Origin of the sequence: Streptobacillus ratti, from assembly GCF_001891165.1 — a bacterium.
In the GTDB taxonomy this organism is placed as follows: Bacteria; Fusobacteriota; Fusobacteriia; order Fusobacteriales; family Leptotrichiaceae; genus Streptobacillus; species Streptobacillus ratti.
In genome coordinates this window covers 1-19,206 of record NZ_LKKW01000021.1, presented here as the reverse complement: position 1 = coordinate 19,206, position 19,206 = coordinate 1, and the positions used below count along the sequence as shown (strand labels likewise).

17 protein-coding genes and 1 other RNA gene are annotated in these 19,206 nt (G+C 23.4%); 16 read left to right on the top strand and 2 right to left on the bottom strand.

Annotation, left to right across the window (positions count from 1 at the left end; translation table 11 throughout):
* Window positions 1-33: 33 nt before the first annotated feature.
* On the bottom strand, window positions 34-1,320 hold the full coding sequence (locus BT993_RS04640) for an MFS transporter (RefSeq protein ID WP_072593456.1): 1,287 nt from the start codon (window positions 1,318-1,320) through the stop codon (window positions 34-36).
* Between the two features lie 124 nt (window positions 1,321-1,444).
* On the opposite strand from BT993_RS04640, the gene BT993_RS04635 reads away from it, so the two are divergent.
* From BT993_RS04635 to BT993_RS04615, 6 genes are all read left to right on the top strand, one after another.
* The gene (locus BT993_RS04635) at window positions 1,445-2,719 is read left to right on the top strand and encodes a hypothetical protein (protein ID WP_072593455.1); all 1,275 of its coding nucleotides are present in this window, start codon (window positions 1,445-1,447) and stop codon (window positions 2,717-2,719) included.
* Between the two features lie 12 nt (window positions 2,720-2,731).
* A complete protein-coding gene (locus BT993_RS04630; RefSeq protein WP_072593454.1) occupies window positions 2,732-3,673 on the top strand; it encodes a hypothetical protein in 942 nt (313 codons plus the stop codon).
* A complete protein-coding gene (locus BT993_RS04625; protein ID WP_072593453.1) occupies window positions 3,657-4,424 on the top strand; it encodes a Nif3-like dinuclear metal center hexameric protein in 768 nt (255 codons plus the stop codon). Before BT993_RS04630 ends, BT993_RS04625 begins: the two co-directional genes overlap by 17 nt.
* Window positions 4,425-4,473: 49 nt before the next feature.
* Window positions 4,474-4,805, top strand: an RNA gene (rnpB, locus tag BT993_RS04620) — RNase P RNA component class A.
* A 78-nt stretch (window positions 4,806-4,883) separates the two neighbouring features.
* Window positions 4,884-5,057, top strand: a complete 174-nt coding sequence (locus tag BT993_RS07340; RefSeq protein WP_158007933.1) for a hypothetical protein — start codon at window positions 4,884-4,886, stop codon at window positions 5,055-5,057.
* An 89-nt stretch (window positions 5,058-5,146) separates the two neighbouring features.
* Window positions 5,147-5,686: a CPBP family intramembrane glutamic endopeptidase gene (locus BT993_RS04615; RefSeq protein WP_244147548.1), complete on the top strand. Its 540-nt coding sequence runs from the start codon at window positions 5,147-5,149 to the stop codon at window positions 5,684-5,686.
* A 100-nt stretch (window positions 5,687-5,786) separates the two neighbouring features.
* Here BT993_RS04615 and BT993_RS04610 read toward each other — a convergent pair whose 3' ends face one another.
* On the bottom strand, window positions 5,787-6,188 hold the full coding sequence (locus tag BT993_RS04610; protein WP_072593451.1) for a hypothetical protein: 402 nt from the start codon (window positions 6,186-6,188) through the stop codon (window positions 5,787-5,789).
* Window positions 6,189-6,457: 269 nt separating this feature from the next.
* Between BT993_RS04610 and hemW the strand changes: the two genes are divergently transcribed.
* From hemW to BT993_RS04560, 10 genes are all read left to right on the top strand, one after another.
* A complete protein-coding gene (gene hemW, locus BT993_RS04605) occupies window positions 6,458-7,540 on the top strand; it encodes a radical SAM family heme chaperone HemW (protein WP_072593450.1) in 1,083 nt (360 codons plus the stop codon).
* A 26-nt stretch (window positions 7,541-7,566) separates the two neighbouring features.
* Entirely contained in the window at window positions 7,567-8,442 is an 876-nt protein-coding gene (locus BT993_RS04600; RefSeq protein ID WP_072593449.1) for a DMT family transporter, read from the top strand.
* On the top strand, window positions 8,439-10,160 hold the full coding sequence (locus tag BT993_RS04595; protein WP_072593448.1) for an ABC transporter ATP-binding protein: 1,722 nt from the start codon (window positions 8,439-8,441) through the stop codon (window positions 10,158-10,160). Before BT993_RS04600 ends, BT993_RS04595 begins: the two co-directional genes overlap by 4 nt.
* The gene (locus BT993_RS04590; protein WP_072593447.1) at window positions 10,150-11,871 is read left to right on the top strand and encodes an ABC transporter ATP-binding protein; all 1,722 of its coding nucleotides are present in this window, start codon (window positions 10,150-10,152) and stop codon (window positions 11,869-11,871) included. The genes BT993_RS04595 and BT993_RS04590 overlap by 11 nt, the downstream gene beginning before the upstream one ends.
* Window positions 11,872-11,880: 9 nt before the next feature.
* Window positions 11,881-12,336 (top strand): thioredoxin family protein, encoded by a 456-nt coding sequence (locus tag BT993_RS04585; protein ID WP_072593446.1) that lies wholly within the window; start codon window positions 11,881-11,883, stop codon window positions 12,334-12,336.
* A gap of 11 nt (window positions 12,337-12,347) precedes the next feature.
* Window positions 12,348-14,933 (top strand): DNA polymerase I, encoded by a 2,586-nt coding sequence (gene polA / locus BT993_RS04580; RefSeq protein ID WP_072593445.1) that lies wholly within the window; start codon window positions 12,348-12,350, stop codon window positions 14,931-14,933.
* A gap of 27 nt (window positions 14,934-14,960) precedes the next feature.
* A complete protein-coding gene (locus BT993_RS04575) occupies window positions 14,961-15,620 on the top strand; it encodes an HAD family hydrolase (RefSeq protein ID WP_072593444.1) in 660 nt (219 codons plus the stop codon).
* A complete protein-coding gene (locus BT993_RS04570; RefSeq protein ID WP_072593443.1) occupies window positions 15,617-16,021 on the top strand; it encodes an HD domain-containing protein in 405 nt (134 codons plus the stop codon). Before BT993_RS04575 ends, BT993_RS04570 begins: the two co-directional genes overlap by 4 nt.
* A complete protein-coding gene (locus tag BT993_RS04565) occupies window positions 16,011-16,904 on the top strand; it encodes an RluA family pseudouridine synthase (RefSeq protein ID WP_072593442.1) in 894 nt (297 codons plus the stop codon). The genes BT993_RS04570 and BT993_RS04565 overlap by 11 nt, the downstream gene beginning before the upstream one ends.
* A 350-nt stretch (window positions 16,905-17,254) precedes the next feature.
* On the top strand, window positions 17,255-18,838 hold the full coding sequence (locus tag BT993_RS04560) for an ATP-binding cassette domain-containing protein (protein WP_072593441.1): 1,584 nt from the start codon (window positions 17,255-17,257) through the stop codon (window positions 18,836-18,838).
* Window positions 18,839-19,206: the final 368 nt, after the last annotated feature.

Below are 19,206 nucleotides of genomic sequence, written 5' to 3'. Positions count from 1 at the left end.
AAATCATATAGACTTAAAAAGAGGGTAGAAATTTCACCCTCTTTTTAAGTTTTTAAATAATATACTAATTTGACATAATGTTATAGTAAATAATGATGAAACTATAGCAATTAAAAATATAGTTTTATTTATATTTATATCAAATATTCCTTTTGGTAATAGTAAGTATATAGATTTATGTATACTATCTCCAAAATATATTCCAGCAGAGAAGAAAGCTTGAAATATTCCCATGCTAATATTTCTATATTCTTTATCAAAATATTGTAGTGCAATTGAAATTATTGATGTATAAATTAATCCATATCCAAATCCATTAAACACATATGAAAAGAAAACTAAATTAGGATTATTTGTCGTAAGAGCAAAAATATGGAACATTATAGTTGAAATTATTCCAAATTGCAATATTCTTTCAATGGAATATTTTTTTATAAAATATGTACCAACAAGCACACTTGCACATAATTGAGGTAATGCAAACATAGCATCATTGTAAGCTAATAAAAGTGGAGGCATTCCTATACTTTTATTATACACTATCATATTAGGACCACTAGTTGCAAATTTTACAAATGATTGTAAGAATGCAATTATACAAATATATATGAAAGCCTTATTAGTAATAACTTTTTTAACTTTTAAAATTGAAAACGGACTTTTTTTATGTTCTATATCTCCGATAAAAGTTGTTAATAATAAGGTGATAAAAGCTATAATTGTTGAAATTAACCAAAGTAATGAATAATTCTTAATAGTATTTGATGTTCCAATATATTGTATAGGTGCAGCTATAAATTCTGCAAGTAATGGTGCAGATGCAAGTATAGAAGTAGAAACTGTAGCTTGTTCTTTTGCAAATGTTTCAGAGAAAATAACATTGAATATAGCAAGCATTGATGCACAAGCTCCCATAGATAATGATGATAAATACAGTGTATTATAACTTGGTTTTAAATATACTGAAATAGATGCTATCATCATAAATATCATACCCAGTTGTATAAATATTTTTTTTCTATTTAACATATCACTAACAAAGAATAATGGAAGCCTAAGTATAAAACTAATAAGACCATACCCAGCTGTAATTTGTGTTGCTACTATAATATTAAGCCCTAAACCTCCTATATCTACAGGATCTATTGCATATGCCTTTCTGTATGCTCTAATTATACTAACACTAGACCAAAATAGCACTAATATCCAAAATATAATAATTTGTTTTTTTGTTAATTTGTATTTTTTTGTTAAAAAATATATTAAATAAAGAATAATTATTATCATAAAAATTGATGTAATTATTTTTGGATTTAACATTATAATACTCCTTTATGAATTTTATAGACTATTATACAGTTTTTTCTATTTTAATTCAAGTAGGACTAGCAAAAAAGCTATAAATTTGATAAACTTATACTAAAGGTATAAAAAGGAGAAAAATATGAAAAAGTATATATTAATATTATTTATATATTTATCTACTATTACTTTTTCGATAGAGGTAAAAGGATTTATTACATATTTAAGTGATTCAGAAATTAAAAAAATAGAAAAACAAAAAGAACCAAATGATTACTTAGAAAAGAAATATCCAGGTAAATACTATGCAGAAAGATTAGGAGATGTAATATATGTATATCCTAGAATAGAATATATTAAATTAGTTTCTAATGAATATAATATGAATAGTATTTTAAAGGCTTTACCTGACATATATATAGGGAAGATACTAAGAGATGTAGATTTTTTAGTTGATGCTCAAACAATAGAATTATTAAAAGAACAAAAAATTATAAACCTATACTATAGAACAGTAATTGATAATAATGGGAGTGTAGGTGTAGCAATAGATGAAGTTAATGAAAATAGTGATGATGTAAAATTATCTGTAGGATTTGATAATAATGAAAGTGTTGCAAGTATTGAATATATTAAGGGTAATTTTAGGGAAAATGATGTTATAAATTTTGTAACAAATATATACTTTAGAGATATAAGTGCTGATATTAATCTTGGATATACAATATTTGATTTTAAAAGAAATGAAAAATATTTATTTAGTGGTGGATTAAATAAAAAAGATGGTTTATTCATTAAAGCTGAAGCACAGAAATATGCGTTAAGCAATAAAATAAAGTCATATGAATATTTTATTAAACCAGATATTAGTTTAAAGTATTCATATTTAGATGCACATAAGATTACAGTTAGTATGGGTATGAATTACAAAATGAAAATAATTTCAGGATTAAAACTTAATTTGAATACAAATATAAAATATGAAAATAGATTTATAACAAATGACTATAATATATTTTTTGAAAGTACTCTTAATAGTTCTGTAGATCTTTCAAATAATGCTAAACTTAATAACGAATTTTTTCTGAAATTTGCAACTATACCTTTAAAGGATAAATATAAAATTAATATATATGATGCTAAAATAGTAGATAATAGTATTAAAGGTGGAGATTTAGCTTTTGTTTTTAAAACTAATTTGGATAGTTTTAAATTATTTGATTCACAACTATATTTCTTTAATGATTTAATTGTATATAAAAATTTTGGGAAAAAAGCAGTATTTACAAATGGTATGGGAGTAGGAATAAAAAGTAAATATCTACCTTTAGATTTTAATGCTTATTTAGGTTTAGGATTTGATTCAAATAAAAAAGTAGGAACATTAGGTGGATTAAGTGCAGGTATAAAATTTTAATGTGAGGTAATAATGGAAAGTAAATTAGCAAAAATAATTGCAGATATAGAAAAAAATAATAAAGTTGACTATAACTCAATATTTATAAGAAAAGATATAAATGATTTAGATGTTTTAGGAACTATAATATATTGTTTGAAAAATAATATAGATGATGTAAATGAATCATATGATTTAAATTATGCAGATATAGAAAATACATACTTCAATGATGGAGAGATTGAAGATTATTTAAAAAATTATAATGAGTTTGAAGAAGATTATTCAGATGAAATTTTAAATGAATTTGTTAAAATAGCCATACATGAAAGTATAAAAAACACTAAAATTAATTTTTCATTTAATGATGTAAAACAAGAAGCTTTACTTACAGTTATTAAATTTAAAAATGAATATTATGATAAATTTTCTAAAATATATGATAAAGAGTTTTTAAAAAATATAATAAGACTTTTTGTTAGAAGAGCTTTAATAAGTTATCAATATAATGAGCTTTCAATATATTCTGAACAAGAATATTTATCATTACTATACATTAAAATTATTAGTGAAGTTAATGATGGAGAAAAATTAGATGATGTATTAAATAGAGTTGGAATTACTAAAAAGTATTATGAAGAATTATCTAAGGTTTTTGAAAATCAAGATTTTTCATTAAGTTATGATGAAATAAAAGAGGAAACAGAAAGAATAAAAAGAAAATATGAAATAGCTTTAAATACAAATAGATTAACATTTTTAGAAGAAACAGTATTATCTATGTATTTAGGATTAGATGGAGAAAAACTATCTATATCAGATATTGCTAAAAAAAATGATACAGATAAAGAAAGCATACAAGAATTAGTAAATTTAAGTATAGTAAAATTATCTTTAATATTTAATATGGATGTATTAAATTATTTAGAAAGAATACAGGCTGATTTGGAGGGTATAAATGATAAGCTTATCTAAATTAATTAAAGAATTTGAAGAACAATTTCCAAGAGAATTAGCTGAAGAATGGGATAATGTTGGTTTGCTTGTTGGAGATATTAGAAAGAAAATAAATAAAGTTATGTTATGTTTAGATATAACAAGGGAAGCAGTAGACTTTGCGATTAATGAAAAAGTTGATTTAATAATATCTCATCATCCATTTATTTTTAAAGGTCAAAAAAAGATATTAGCAGACAATGTTATTGGTTCTAAAATTATTGATGTAATAAAAAATGATATAGCAGTATATTCTGCCCATACTAATGTAGATTCATCAAAAGGTGGATTGAATGAGTATATATTAGAAAAGATTAATTTAGAGGGAGAAATGCTAGAAAGTGAACCAATATCATTAAGAAGATTTAATTTAAAAGAGAAAAAATCTATTGAAGATATTATATGCACAATAAAAGATAAGTTACAAATAAAAAATGTTAGATTAAGTAGAGCAATGGACAATAGAATGATTAAAAAAATCGCTATAACTACAGGTGCAGGTGATACTTTTATACCTTTAATTAGAGGTAAGGTAGATTTATTTATTACAGGAGATTTAAAACACCATATTTCACTTGATATGGGAGAAGAAAATTTACATCTTTTAGATATAGATCATTATGGAAGTGAAAAAATTGTTGTTGAACTTTTTGAAAATAAATTAAAAGAAATAGATAAAGAAATTGATGTTGTTGTATTTGATTCTAAAGAAGTATTTGAATATCTATAAGGTAAGTTTATACTTGCCTTTTTTATTTTTTTATTATAAAATATATCTATTGGTATCCCAGCTAATCGCAAGATTTATCTTGAGGAAAGTCCAAACTTCATAGAGCAATGGTGGCAGTTAACGACTGCTGAAAGTAATTTCAAGGAAAGTGCAACAGAAAGTAAACCGCCTGTATAGGTAAGGGTGAAAGGGTAAGGTAAGAGCTTACCAGAGATATAGGAGACTATATTTGCTTGTAAACCCCACCAGAAGCAAGAATGTAAAAAAAGAGTATAGGGTTGCTCGTCCTTCTTTTGGTTATTCGCTTGAGTTTGTATGTAAATACAAGCCTAGAAAAATGATTAGCAAATACAGAATTTGGCTTATAGGGATGCCAATTTAATAATACAAAATAAATGAAAATGGTAAATGAAATATTGATATATTAATTTAATTTTATCAAAAAGAAAGAAGGTTTTTGTGAAAAAAATATTTGTTATTTTTTCTATTTTCTTTTTATCAACTATTAATTTTAGTGAGAAGTCAAATGGTATTGAATTTGAAAAAAAAGAAACTGAAAAAGAAATTCATAAAGAAAAGAAAGAGTGTCCTATTAAATTAAATGGAAATTTCTTACAGAGAATAGTAAAATGAAAATAATTGTAAACTTATTTAAAATTTTATTACTGTTTTTTCTTTTTAATTATTTAAATTTATTTTTATTTAAGGTAGTAAAACTTTTTGTGAATAAAGATTTAATAACATTAGATTTATTTTTTATTATTAATTTAATTGGTACAACTATTTTAATTTCTTTCTTTACTTATTTATCAAAAAATAATAAAGAATATTATAAATTAAATTTAAAAAGTATATTGATAATTATTAGTATTATAATAATAACATTGGCTTTAGAAGTAAGCTTAAGTCTTTTTTTGAACTCAACAGAACAAACAATTATTTTTCATAAACGTATGAATTATTATAAATCAGTTAATAAATTACTGTTGATATTACAGATAGTGGTATTTTCTCCAATAGAAGAAGAATTATTTTTTAGGAAAATTATTTTCACATATTTAGAAAATCGTAAATTAGCTCTGATTGTTTCAATAATTTTATTTGCATTTGCTCATTCATTTTTTAATTTAGAAATTTTTATTTTATTTTTACCTATTTCTATAATAATTTCATTAATTTATTATAAGACAAATTCTTTAAAATTGAATTGTATATTTCATATGTTATTTAATTGTTTTGCTATCATTAAATATTTGATATAATACATATACTAAAAAAGGGGATATTATGTATTGCACAAAATCTTGTATAGAGATTAAGGTGTGCTTTGCAAATTATATCCCTTTTTGTATTTAGATATATTTATTTTTCTTTAAATTTTTCAGGATTATTTAATTTTTCAAAATCTTCTTCATTTATTTGCCAAGAAATATCTTTTATAAAATTTTTAAGAGTTATGTAATTATGATTCTTATAAACAATAAATCTTACGCTTGTTGTTCTTCCAAAAGATTTAGTATGTTTAAAGTCATAATAATAACTTACTTCAGAATCTTTAGGTAAAGGTTTCAAAATATTATCTTCTTTCATATTTTTAGTGCTGTTACCAATTAATTTAGAAATATATTCTATTTTCTCTTTATTATTGATAGTATATAATATTTCTTCTTTTGAATTTAGAATAGTTATACTATCTTTTTCATTATTAGAACATGAAAAGATAAATAATAGTGTGATTATTAATGTTAAAATATATTTTTTCATAAATATTATCCTCCAAATTTAAGTTTTAATTGAATTATATATACATGTAAATTATATCTTATTTTATAACAAAATTCAATACCAATAAACTAATACAATAGTTTTTTAATTCATTCTAACATTTGACATAAAAAAGATAAAAGAGTATAATAATACAGTAAAAACTATATAAATAAATTATTAAAAATAGAGAAAAATTTAAAAATTACCATAATATTTTGTATGTTTTTTGTAGAAAATTATGGTATATTTTTATATATTGGAGAAATATGAAAAATATAACAGGAATATATATACATGTCCCTTTTTGTAATAAGAGATGCCACTACTGTGATTTCCATGTCTTTATAAACATGAATGATAAGATAGAAAGATATGTAGAATATCTTATTAAAGAAATAAAATTGTATCCAGAATACACATTTGATACTATATATTTTGGTGGAGGAACTCCGTCTTTACTTAATGGAGAACAAATAAAAAAAATATTAGATAATTTAAAAAAAACTGATGATGCTGAAATAACTTTAGAGTTAAATCCTAGTGATATGGATTTAGAAAAACTTAAATATATTAAAAATGCAGGAATAAATAGATTGAGTATAGGATTTCAAAGTTTTAATGATGATATGCTTAAATTTATGAATAGGGATCATAGTTCTAAAAAAGCTATAGAAACATATAGAAATGCTAGAATTGCTGGTTTTGATAATATTTCTCTTGATTTAATATTTTCAGTACCTAATCAAGATATGGAAATGCTTGAAAATGATTTAGATAAATTTTTAGAACTTTCTCCTGAACATCTTTCTATATATTCACTTATATGGGAAGAGGGGACTAATTTTACAAAAAGGCTTGAAAAGGGTGAACTTAAAGCACTAGATGAAGATTTAGAAGCAGATATGTTCCTTAAAATACAAGAAAGACTTATTGGAAATGGATATAATCATTATGAAATATCTTCATTTTGCAAAAATGGAAGAGAAAGTAAACATAATATTAAATATTGGGATAATACAGAATATATAGGAATAGGTGTAAATGCGACTAGCTTTTATAACCAAAAAAGATTTGCAAAGGTTAAATCTTTAGCTAGATATTATAGATTAATAGACCAGGACATCATTCCTATAGATGAAAAAAGTATAGAAATAGTAGATGAAGTAGAACTTGAAAATTTAAAATATATTTTAGGATTAAGAATGTTAATAAAAGGTGTAAAATATACACCTAATGATAAAATAGATAAATTGATAGAAAAAGGTTTAATAGAAAAATTTGATGATAGAATAAAACTTACTAGTAAAGGTGTTTTATTATCTAATGAAGTTTTCGTTGAGTTTGTTTAGATAATTATATAAATTGAGGAGATAAAATGGATAATAAGAAAAGATATTATTTAGGTATATTTTTTGTGTTGCTATCAGCAATAGGTTTTTCAACATTGCAGTTGATAGTAAAAATGCTTCCACATGTTTCTGTAGCAAGTAAGCTATTTTACAGAAATATAGTAATAGTATTAATTACATATGTGCTTATAAAATTAAAAGGAATTAGTTTGAAATTAGAAAAAAGTGAATGGAAATTACTTACTGCAAGAACTGTTTTTGGTATTTTAGGGGTTATGATTAATTTTTATACTTTAAAATACATATTACTTGCAGATTCAACTACTATACAAAAATTATCTTCTTTTATTGTACTAATACTTTCATTTTTCTTCTTTAATGAAAAATTTACAAAAATTCAATTTTTGGCATTACTAGTATCATTTTTTGGAGTAATATTAATAGTAAAACCAATAAGTTCTAGTTTTTCATTTGGATATATACTTGCAATATTAGGTGCATTTTGTGCATCATTTGCATATATTTGTATTAGAGCTTTAACTATAAGAGGAAAAATTAAACCTTTACTTATAATTTTCTATTTTTCACTATTTAGTATACTAGTTTTATTTCCTTTTGTAATAATGAATAGGACAACTTTTGATTTAAGAACTATATTACTTTTAATTGGGATAGGTATTTTTGGAGCCATGGGACAATATGGTATAACTTTTGCATATAGTTTAGCACCAGCAAAAGAAATTTCAGTATTTGAATATACACAAGTAGTATTTTCTTCAATTTTAGGATTAGTTTTTTTAGGAGAAATTCCAGATAAATATAGTATTATGGGATATTTAATTATAATAATAACAGGAATTGGTATGTATAGGTACAACTTATTAAGGGAGAATAAAATATGATAAATAAATTACTTTGGGATAGAAAATGGCGATTACTTTTTGTCGCTATATTAAATTTTATAATAATGTTATTTACAATATTACCATTAGATTATTTAGGGGAAATAGTAGATGGTGTAAATAATAAAACTATGAGTACAGCTGAAATAAAATACAGAGTTTTATTAATGATTTTAATGGCTATAGCCTACTATATTATACAAGGGGTTTATGAATACTATGTTTTCATAAACTATCCAGAAACTGTGTATGAAATTCAAAAAACTATATTACAAAAAATACTTAAACAAAATCCTCAAATATTTAAAAAATTTAGTGTTGGAGAAATATTAAGTAGAATTACAGGAGATGTGGAAGAATATGTAGCTGGATATTTTTCCTGGGGGATGTATTGTTTTACAAGAGGGGTATTAGGTGTATTAATAATTTTTATATTCATATTATTTAAAATAGATTTAATATTTGTGGTTTTAATAAATGTTCCATATTTATTAGCAACGTATATTATAATCTCGCAAAAAGAAAAATATGACAATCTTTATGTTGAAATGACTAAAAATTTTGATGATATTTCTGATAAAACACTTGAAAGTATTAAAGGTGTAAGAGTAGTTAGGTCATATAATATGTTGCCTAAATTATCAGCTGAATTTAAAAATAATATTTTAAAATATGCTACTTCACATTTAAATTATTCACTTAGAAGTATATGGAGTCATGGAATTAATATACTTGCTGTAGGATTTTCATATTTTTCTTTAATAATTTACGGCTATTATCAATATATTCATGGAAATATTACTTTTGGTACAATAATATCAGTTTCCCTTATAATGTTCCTAATGCCTTGGCCATATACTGTTTTTGCAAGTTATTTCATTAGCCGTTTTGATATGAAACTTGGATATGATAGAATAAAAGATATACTTGACTTAGAAGATGATAATTTAATTAATGAAAATGGTAAAAAATTAAAATTTTCAGATAAAATAGAATTTAGAAATTTTTCTTTTTCATATGATGATAAACCTACACTTAAAAATATTAATTTAGTAATAAATAAAGGTGAAACTATAGGAATAGTTGGTAAAACTGGAAGTGGAAAAACTACATTAATAAAGCAATTATTAAGATTTTATGAAAATAGTAAAAATATATTTATAGATAATGTTCCAATTCAGGAATATAATTTGGTTTCTTTAAGAGAAAATTTTGGTTATTCTCCTCAAGAGTATTTTATTTTTTCTAAAACTATTAAAGAGAATATATTATTTGACAGAAAAATTGAAGAAAGATTAGAATATGCTTTAGAAGTAGCAGATTTAAATAAGGATATTAAAGGATTTAAAAAAGGTGTTGATACTCTTGTTGGAGAAAATGGAGTTTCACTATCTGGAGGACAAAAACAAAGATTATCTATAGCAAGGGCAATAATAAGTAACCCTGAAATATTAATATTTGATGATTCACTTTCTGCATTAGATATTAAAACAGAAAAAAATATTATTAAAAGGTTAAATGAAAATAGAAAAGGTAAAACTAATATTATTGTTTCACATAGAATAAGTAGTGTTATTAATGCTGATAAAATAATAATATTATCAGAGGGTAAAATAGAAAAAACAGGAACTCATGAGGAATTATTACTTTCTTCAAAATGGTATAAAGAGCTATATGACTACCAAAATAAGGAGGAGGTAGAGGTTTATGAAAAATAAGAACTATTTATTTGAATTTTTTAAATTTACTAAAAAGGCTAAAAGAGAATATATTATAGGATTAATTGCATTAGTAATAGGCATGATTTCAGAAGTTGTAGCTATAAAATTAATAGCAGTTGCTTTTGATGAAAAAATAGAAAAACTTGATGTAAACAAAATATTCTATTTTGTAGGAATGATAGCATTAATATATGTTACTTTAAAAATAATTGAAGCAATAACTTTAATATATAGAAAGAAAATTTTACAAATGGCAGCCAATATTGTATATACTAATATACAAATTTTAATATATAATCATGTACAAAGGTTACCTATTAAATATTTTGATGATATGCCAGCTGGTTCAGTGCTTTCTAAAATTACATCTGATGTAAAGGCTATTAGAAATTTTTTTACTGAAACTTTACTTTCTATATTAGTAGTATTATTTCAATTGGTTATAATTTATTCAGTAATGCTGTATATAAATTGGAGATTATCTTTACTTTTATTAATATATATCCCTATTATAATAATATTACAAAAATATAATAAGAATTTAACATATAATTATTCAAGTGATTTAAGAAAATATAATTCTATTTGTAATGGTAAAGCTAATGAAATGTGTCAAAATTTAGAAATAGTTACAGCATTTAACAATCAAGAAGAGTTACTTAAAGATTGGGAAAAATCAGCTGAAAAAAGGTATAAATGTGATCGTATTTTAACTTTATTAGAAACTATTATTAGTCATAATATATTTGATTTTTTGACAAAATTAACACAACTAACCATAATATTTTACTATATTTATTCTGCAACATTTAATTTAGGATTAATAACGGCTGGAGATACACTGGTCTTTATTTTCTATATTTCAAATATAGTAAATGGATTAAGTAATTTTACGGTTAATTTATCACTTTATTCAAAAGCAAAAGGTTCTGCTAAAAATATTTTTGAATTATTAAAATTAGATATAGAAGATGAAGAGAATTTAATTAAACCTGAAAAAATAGATGGTAATATTAAATTTGAAAATGTATATTTTGCATATGATGATAAGTATGTTTTAAAAGATATTAATTTAGAAATTAAAGAAAATCATACTGTAGCCTTTGTTGGTCATACAGGTAGTGGGAAATCTACAATTATGAATTTATTAGTTAAATTCTATAAAAATCAAAAAGGTAAAATTGAGATATCAGGTTTAGATATTAAAGATATAGACACATATACATTAAGAGAAAATATTGCTATAGTATTACAAGATTCTTTCTTATTTGAGGGAACTATAGGTGATAATGTATCAAGTGATAAAGAAATTGCTGAAAAATCTATTGAAATGGTAGGAGCAAAATATCTACTTGATGAAAGAGGTATAGATGGTCTGGTAATGCAAGATGGAAGTAATTTTTCTACTGGAGAAAAACAATTAATTTCTTTTGCAAGAGCATTAGCTAAAAATCCTAAAATATTAATATTAGATGAAGCGACAGCTAATGTAGATAGTAAAACCGAACAAATTATACAACATGGTATAGAAATACTTAAGAAAAATAGAACTACATTGATAATTGCACATAGATTGTCAACTATTAGAAATGTTGATAAAATATTTGTATTAGATAAAGGTGAGATTGTAGAAAGTGGAAATCATAACGATTTAGTTAAATTAAACGGTATATATGCTAAAATGCTTAAATTAAATAATTCTAAATAAGGAGAGAAAATGGCAACATTTAAAGAATATTTGAGATTTACAGATGAAATAGAATATATGGATAATCAAATAAGATTATTAGGAGAAGTAAGTTTATCAGAGGAAAAGCAAGAAGAATTATCAAATGTAGAAAAGGAAATTAAATTACTTGTTTTTGCACACCCTAAATGTCCAGATTGTTCTATAGTAATAGCTGTTCTTGAGGCTATGAGAAAATTTATTCCTAATATTGATGTGGATTATAGGAAAAGAAGTGAAGATAAGGAATTATTACTTAAGTATAGTCCAGAGGGTAAAATACCAGCTTTATTCCTTATAGATGGTATTAAAGTTACAAAAGTATTTTCAGAATATCCTGAGGTTATAAAAAAAGATATAGAAAATGATGAGTTGGAAAAGGAAAAATTCCATAAAGGAATACATAATGATAAAATATATGAGCAAATATTTAGATATTTAAGATAGGAGTAAAAAATATGAAAAAAATATTGATATTAGATACTAGTGCAATTATGTATAGAGCATATTTTGCTCTTATGAATTTTAGAAATTCAAATGGTGAACCTGTAGGTGCTATACTTGGGTTTATAAGACAATTAGAACTTGCACTTTCATATTTTGCTCCAGAATATGTAATATCAGCTAAAGATGTTAAAAGAAATGAACTTAAAAGGCGTGAAATATATGCAGAATATAAGGAAAATAGAAGTGGCATGCCCGATGAATTAGTTGCACAATTAGATGCCATAGATAGCGTTTTAGAGGGATACGGTATTCCTATAATAAAAATTCCAAGCTATGAAGCTGATGATGTAATAGCATCAATTACTAATAAATATTCTAAAGATTATGAAATAATAATTCTTACAGGAGATAAAGATTTAGCCCAGCTTATAAACCCTAATGCTTCTGTTGCACTTTTAGGTAAAAAAGAAGAGAATGAACCATATAAAATATTAAAAAACGATGAAGATGTAATTGAATATTTAGGTGTTAAATCTTCTCAAATTAGAGATTTATTTGGACTAATAGGTGATAGTAGTGATGGTATACCAGGAGTTGCAGGTATAGGACCTAAAACAGGATCTAAATTAATAGCAGAATACGATAATATAGATAATATTTATGCAAATATAGATAATATCAAAGGTGCTTTACAAAAGAAATTAATAGAATCAAAAGATTTAGCATATATTAGTAAAGAATTAGCAACTGTATTTGATGAGCTTGAAATAGACTTAAATATAGAAGATGCTAAGATTAAAGAGAAAGATTTTGATAAACTTTCAGAAGTATATTTAAAGTATGAGTTAAGAAAAGAATATGAAAAATTAATTAAAGATAAGCCTAAGAGCGAACTTAAAATTAAGGAAATAGAACACTCTAACTTGCATGATTTTATAACTAAAATTAATAGTGTTAATGATGAAATCGCACTCTATATCGGAGAAGAGGGAATAGCTTTTTGTGATAAAAATGAAATTCACTATAGCTTTGATATTTCAGAAGAACTAGGGAATCTTTTTGAAAAAGGTATAAGTATTAGAGATATTAATGATAATCTTAATGTGTGTATATATTCAGGTAAGGAATGGAAAAATTTAGGAGTTAATTTTAAAAACTATTTTGATATTTTACTTGCAAGTTTTACATTAGGTACTGATAAATCACAAAAAATAGAAACTATGGCATTTGATAAACTAGGAATTTCTATAGAAGAAATAGATAAAAAAGTATTAAATAAACTAGAGACAAGTAGAATAATAGAGTATAGAAAAAATAGGTTGATAAATATAACATATTCTATTTTTAAATTAAAAGAAGTATTCATGGATTTACTTGAAAAAGAAAATCAAATGGATATGTACTTAGAGGAAAAAGAATTTACTGATGTTTTAATATATATGGAAAAACAAGGAATAGCTATAAATGAAAAATATTTTGAAAAATATAGTTTAGAACTTGAAAAAAAGATAAAAGATATAGAAGATAAAATATATATTGAAAGTGGAGAAAGCTTTAATATTTCATCGCCTAAACAATTAGGAGAAGTCTTATTTGAAAAAATGGGTATAGAGGTAGTTAAAAAGAATAAAAGAGGTTACTCAACTGATGCAGAAGTACTTGAATTATTAAAAGATAGAGGTATTAAAATAGCTGAGTTAATACTTGAATATAGAGAACTTGTAAAACTTAAATCAACATATGTAGAACCTCTATTAAAACTTGCAATAAATGGTAAAATACATACTACATATAATCAGACAGGTACGGCTACTGGAAGATTATCATCTAGTAACCCTAATTTACAAAATATTCCTACAAGAACTGATGAGGGAACAAAAATTAGAGAGGGATTTATTGCATCTAAAGGTATGAAATTAGTATCTTTTGATTACTCACAAATAGAATTAAGAGTACTAGCTGAAATATCTAAAGATGAAAATTTAATAAATGCTTATAAACATAATTTAGATTTACATGAATTAACAGCAAGAAAAATATTTATGTTAAAAGATGATGAAAAAGTAAGTAAGACACAGAGAAATATAGCTAAAGTAATAAACTTTTCTGTACTTTATGGTAAAACTCCTTTTGGATTATCTAAAGAACTTAAAATTACAGTTTCAGATGCAAAATTATACATAAACACATATTTTAAAGAATATCCTAAAGTAAGAATATTACTTGATGATATTATAGAAAAGGCTGAAAAAGATGGTTATGTTGAAACTAAATTTGGTACAAGAAGATATGTTTATGATATTAATTCATCTAATGTAAATATAAAGGAACAGGCAAAAAGAATGGCAGTAAATACTGTAATTCAGGGAACAGCTGCAAATATTATAAAAAAAGTAATGAAAGAAATATATGATAAATTATGTAATGATAACTTTAAAATGTTACTTCAAGTACATGATGAATTAATATTTGAAGTTAGAGAAGATTTAGATCTTTTCAAAGAAATAACTGATATTATGCAAAATACTATTATCTTTGATGATGTAATATTAAAAGTAAATGGAAGTTATGGAGATAATTGGGCAGTTCTTAAGTAATAAAAATATATAATAAAAGGTGAAAAAATGAAAAAAAAGTTAGTAATATTTGATTTAGATGGAACATTACTTAATTCAATATATGCTATAGCTAATGCAACTAATAAGGCATTAAAACATTTTGGATTAAAGACATATGAACCTGTGAAATATAACTATTTTGTGGGTAATGGACTAAGAAAATTAGTAGAGGTGATAATAGAAAAAGAGGGCTATAATAAAAGTGTTGATGAAATCATGGAAGTTTTACTTGAAATATATGATAAGGAATATGACTATAATTTAAAACCATATGATGGTATAGATAAATTGCTTAATCATTTAACTGTAAGTGGTATCAAATTTGCAGTGGTTACTAATAAGGATGAGGATTTAGCTATAAAATCTTGTAAAATAGATGAACTTAAATCATATAATTTCTATAAAATAATAGGAGTAAATCCAGAAAAAATACATGAAAGAAAACCATCTAATATAAATGTTTTAAGACTTAGAGATGAATTAGGTTTAAAAAATGAAGATATACTTTTTGTAGGAGATATGTTGGTTGATAAAGAAACAGCTAAAAATTCTGATGTTGATTTTATTTACTGTAACTGGGGCTTTGGTAAGGTTAAGGGAGAAAAAGGCATAGATGAAAAACTTTGTGTAAGTACAGTAGATGAAATAATAGAAAAGTATCTATGATAAGAAAAGTTTATGAATATTTTTTTCAGAAAATAGATGTTGAAGAAATGGAAAAAATATTAGAAATATTAAGTGAAGATGAAAAAAGAATTTTTCTTTTACAAGGTAAATATGATAAATTACATAGCATTAATGTTTTTAAAGGAGTTAAGGATATTAATTTACCAGAAATATATTTAAAACTTGCACTTTTACATGATAACGGAAAAGATAGAGCTTCTTTTTTGTTAAGAGTATTACATAAGATAGGTATAAAAACTAGACTTAGAAAACATACAGAAATTGGTAGTAAAAGGGTTGAAAGATATAATAAGGAACTAGCAAAATTAATATTAATTCATCATGATAAAAATGTTGATGAAAATATGAAAAAATTTCAAGGAGTAGATGATGTTAGTTGAGGATAATGGAGAAAATTTAGAAAGAATAGATACATATTTATCTAAAAAATTAGATGAGACTAGAAGTAGGATACAAGAACTTATTAAATCTGAAAATATTTTAGTTAATGGAAAAAAAACTAAGGCTTCATACAAGGTAAGTATTGGAGATGATATTTTTATTAATATACCTGAATTAAAAGATGTTGATATTGTCCCTCAGAATATAGATATAGATATAGTTTATGAAGATAAGTATTTAGCTATAATAAATAAATATGCTGGTATGGTAGTTCATCCATCTAAGGGACATGAAGAAAATACATTAGTTAATGCTATTATGTATAAAATTAAGGATTTATCAGGTATTAATGGAGATTTAAGACCTGGCATAGTTCATAGACTTGATAAAAATACATCAGGGTTAATTATAATAGCAAAAGATGACAAGACTCATTTTAAATTATCTGAAATGTTTAAGAATAAGGAAATAAAGAAAATATACTATGCTATAGTAAAAGGTAAAGTAAATAAAAAAAGTTGTAAAATAGAAACTATGATAGGAAGAAATCCTAATGATAGAAAGAAAATGGCAGTAGTTGGAACAGGCAAACATGCAGTTACTAATTTTGAAGTCATAGATAGTAATGAAAATTTTTCTTTACTTAGAATAAATCTTGAAACAGGAAGAACACATCAAATTAGAGTACATCTTTCACATTTTTTCTTTCCAATATTAGGAGATGATGTATATGGAAGAAAAGATGAGTATAATAGGCAAATGTTACATGCTTATTCACTAAGTTTTATACACCCTATAACATCAGAAAAGATAGAAGTTATAGGTAAGTTACATAATGACTTTATAAAGGCATTATCAAATACAGGACTTAGGTTTGAGTAAAGAATTAATAATAGAAACCAGAGATATTTATAAATAGTTATCTCTGGTTAATTTTTATTACTCCTATTATCCTGTGAAAAATCTAAGATTGAAACATGAATTTTTATTTATCTTAAAATAATTTTTTGATAATTGTTGACAAATAAGAAAATCAAGGTATATCTTATTAAGATAGATAATGTTATTTAACATTTTTTAATAAAATCTGTTTTAGGAAATGTATATCAAAAAAGTGATATAAATGAAATTAAAAAAGAAATCTAAAAATTAACTTTAAAAAATATTTTGTTTTTGATGATGAAAATAATATTTAATGAAATAATATATTTTTGGGAAAGAGGTATAAAATCATGTATAAAAAGAAATTTATTACATATGTTTTGAAATTTAAATTACAAAATATTTTGCTATTATTTTGGATAATGGTATGGGCATCAATGACAGTTGCCTCATCTGTAATATTAACATATGTATTAGATGCAATAATATCAAAAAATATAAAAACATTTTTAATATTTTCTATAGTAGATATACTATGTTGGTTAGGTGTTAGTTATGCTCAAGCAATTAAGGATATTATAAAAGAAAATTTAATACAAAAAGAACTAAATTCTATAAGACAAGATATATTAGAACCATTAACAAAATATGATTATGCAGAATTTAAAAAAAATACAAAATCTGAATATATTTCATGGTTAGTAAATGACATGAATTTATTAAGAGATAATGGATTTATTCAGTTTTATGGAGCTATAGAAAGTATAATTACAGTTATTTTAAATGCTTTTGCAATAATATATTTCCACTGGTTAATACTATTAGTTTCTATAATAATGACAGTATTTGTATATTATAGTCCCAGAATGTTTCAAAAAAAGGTTGAAAATGCAACAAAAGATGTATCAGAACATTCAAATAGAGTTCTTAAGAAAACAGATGATTATATCAATGGATTTGAAGTTTTTTATCATAATAATCAAACAGAATATTTTAAAAATAGGATTTTATCAAGTTTTGAAAAAATGATAGAACCTAAAGTGAGATTAGTTAAATATTCTACTATTGCAAATTCATCTTCAATGCTTGCAAGTATTATAGCTCAAGTTATTATATTTATAGTAACAGGATATTTAATAATTAAAGGAGAAATAACTACAGGGGTAATATTTTCAGTAGCAAATTTGACTAGTACTTTATTTAATTATACAAGAGGTGCTGCATACAATATAGTTACATTTATAGCAAGCTTTAAATTATTAGAAAAATATCCTTTTACATATTTAAAAGAACAAAAAACTAAAATATCAAAATTTAATGATAAGTTAATTATTAACGATGTAAAAGTTGCATTTAATGATAATATAATAAAGTATCCTAATATAGAAATTAAAAAAGGTATGAAAATTGTAATAACAGGAGCTTCAGGTACGGGGAAATCAACTTTATTGAAAATATTAACAGGGGAAATATTAAATTATGATGGAGAAATTTTAGTAGATGGTATAAATTATAGAAATATAGATTTTAAATGTTTACAAAATATAGTAGGAATAGTAACACAAAAACCATATATTTTATCTGAAACATTAAGAGATAATTTATTGATAGGTCGTAATATAGATGATAATATATTTCAAAAATCTATAAAATTATCTAATGTTGATGAATTTGTTTTAGATAAATTAGATAGTGTTTATGAAGACAATTTATCTGGTGGTCAAAAACAAAGAATGTCAATAGCAAGGGAATTAATGGGAGAAAAAGAAATATTAATTTTAGATGAAATTAATGCTAACATTGATAAAAAATGTGCAATAGAAATTGAAAAAAATATTTTATCTCAAAAAGATTTAACAGTAATAATTGTATCTCACCATTTATATGATGAAAGTAAACATTATTTTGATGAAATAATTGAATTAGGTAAATAATTAGGGCTACTACATTATTTTATTCAATTATGATTTATTTGAGTATGAAAAAAATAGAAATTATGATAGGAAACCTAATAATAAAGGGGCTGTTCCGAAATAGGACAGAAAAGAAGAGAGAATTTCTAAAATTTATGGAAATTCTCTTTTTTAATTCTATAGGAAATTAAAAAAATATCCAAGATAAAAAAATAAAAGAAAATAGTAAAAAAATATTGATAAAGAAAAGAAAAATTAATAGAATAAAAAATAAGAGAACAACAAAACTACCTATCATAAAAATAGGCATAATATATTAATTATAGAACTTATGAATAGGAGGAGAAAGACCATTATCAATAAATAATTCATAACGTTTAAGATAAATA

Coding starts and splice junctions, on each gene's coding strand:
- BT993_RS04635 (WP_072593455.1), top strand. CDS start 1,445: ATGAAAAAGTATATATTAATATTATTTATATATTTATCTACTATTACT.
- BT993_RS04640 (WP_072593456.1), bottom strand. CDS start 1,320: ATGTTAAATCCAAAAATAATTACATCAATTTTTATGATAATAATTATT.
- BT993_RS04595 (WP_072593448.1), top strand. CDS start 8,439: ATGATAAATAAATTACTTTGGGATAGAAAATGGCGATTACTTTTTGTC.
- polA (WP_072593445.1), top strand. CDS start 12,348: ATGAAAAAAATATTGATATTAGATACTAGTGCAATTATGTATAGAGCA.
- BT993_RS04575 (WP_072593444.1), top strand. CDS start 14,961: ATGAAAAAAAAGTTAGTAATATTTGATTTAGATGGAACATTACTTAAT.
- BT993_RS04600 (WP_072593449.1), top strand. CDS start 7,567: ATGGATAATAAGAAAAGATATTATTTAGGTATATTTTTTGTGTTGCTA.
- BT993_RS04630 (WP_072593454.1), top strand. CDS start 2,732: ATGGAAAGTAAATTAGCAAAAATAATTGCAGATATAGAAAAAAATAAT.
- BT993_RS04570 (WP_072593443.1), top strand. CDS start 15,617: ATGATAAGAAAAGTTTATGAATATTTTTTTCAGAAAATAGATGTTGAA.
- BT993_RS04610 (WP_072593451.1), bottom strand. CDS start 6,188: ATGAAAAAATATATTTTAACATTAATAATCACACTATTATTTATCTTT.
- BT993_RS04585 (WP_072593446.1), top strand. CDS start 11,881: ATGGCAACATTTAAAGAATATTTGAGATTTACAGATGAAATAGAATAT.
- BT993_RS04565 (WP_072593442.1), top strand. CDS start 16,011: ATGTTAGTTGAGGATAATGGAGAAAATTTAGAAAGAATAGATACATAT.
- BT993_RS04625 (WP_072593453.1), top strand. CDS start 3,657: ATGATAAGCTTATCTAAATTAATTAAAGAATTTGAAGAACAATTTCCA.
- hemW (WP_072593450.1), top strand. CDS start 6,458: ATGAAAAATATAACAGGAATATATATACATGTCCCTTTTTGTAATAAG.
- BT993_RS04560 (WP_072593441.1), top strand. CDS start 17,255: ATGTATAAAAAGAAATTTATTACATATGTTTTGAAATTTAAATTACAA.
- BT993_RS04590 (WP_072593447.1), top strand. CDS start 10,150: ATGAAAAATAAGAACTATTTATTTGAATTTTTTAAATTTACTAAAAAG.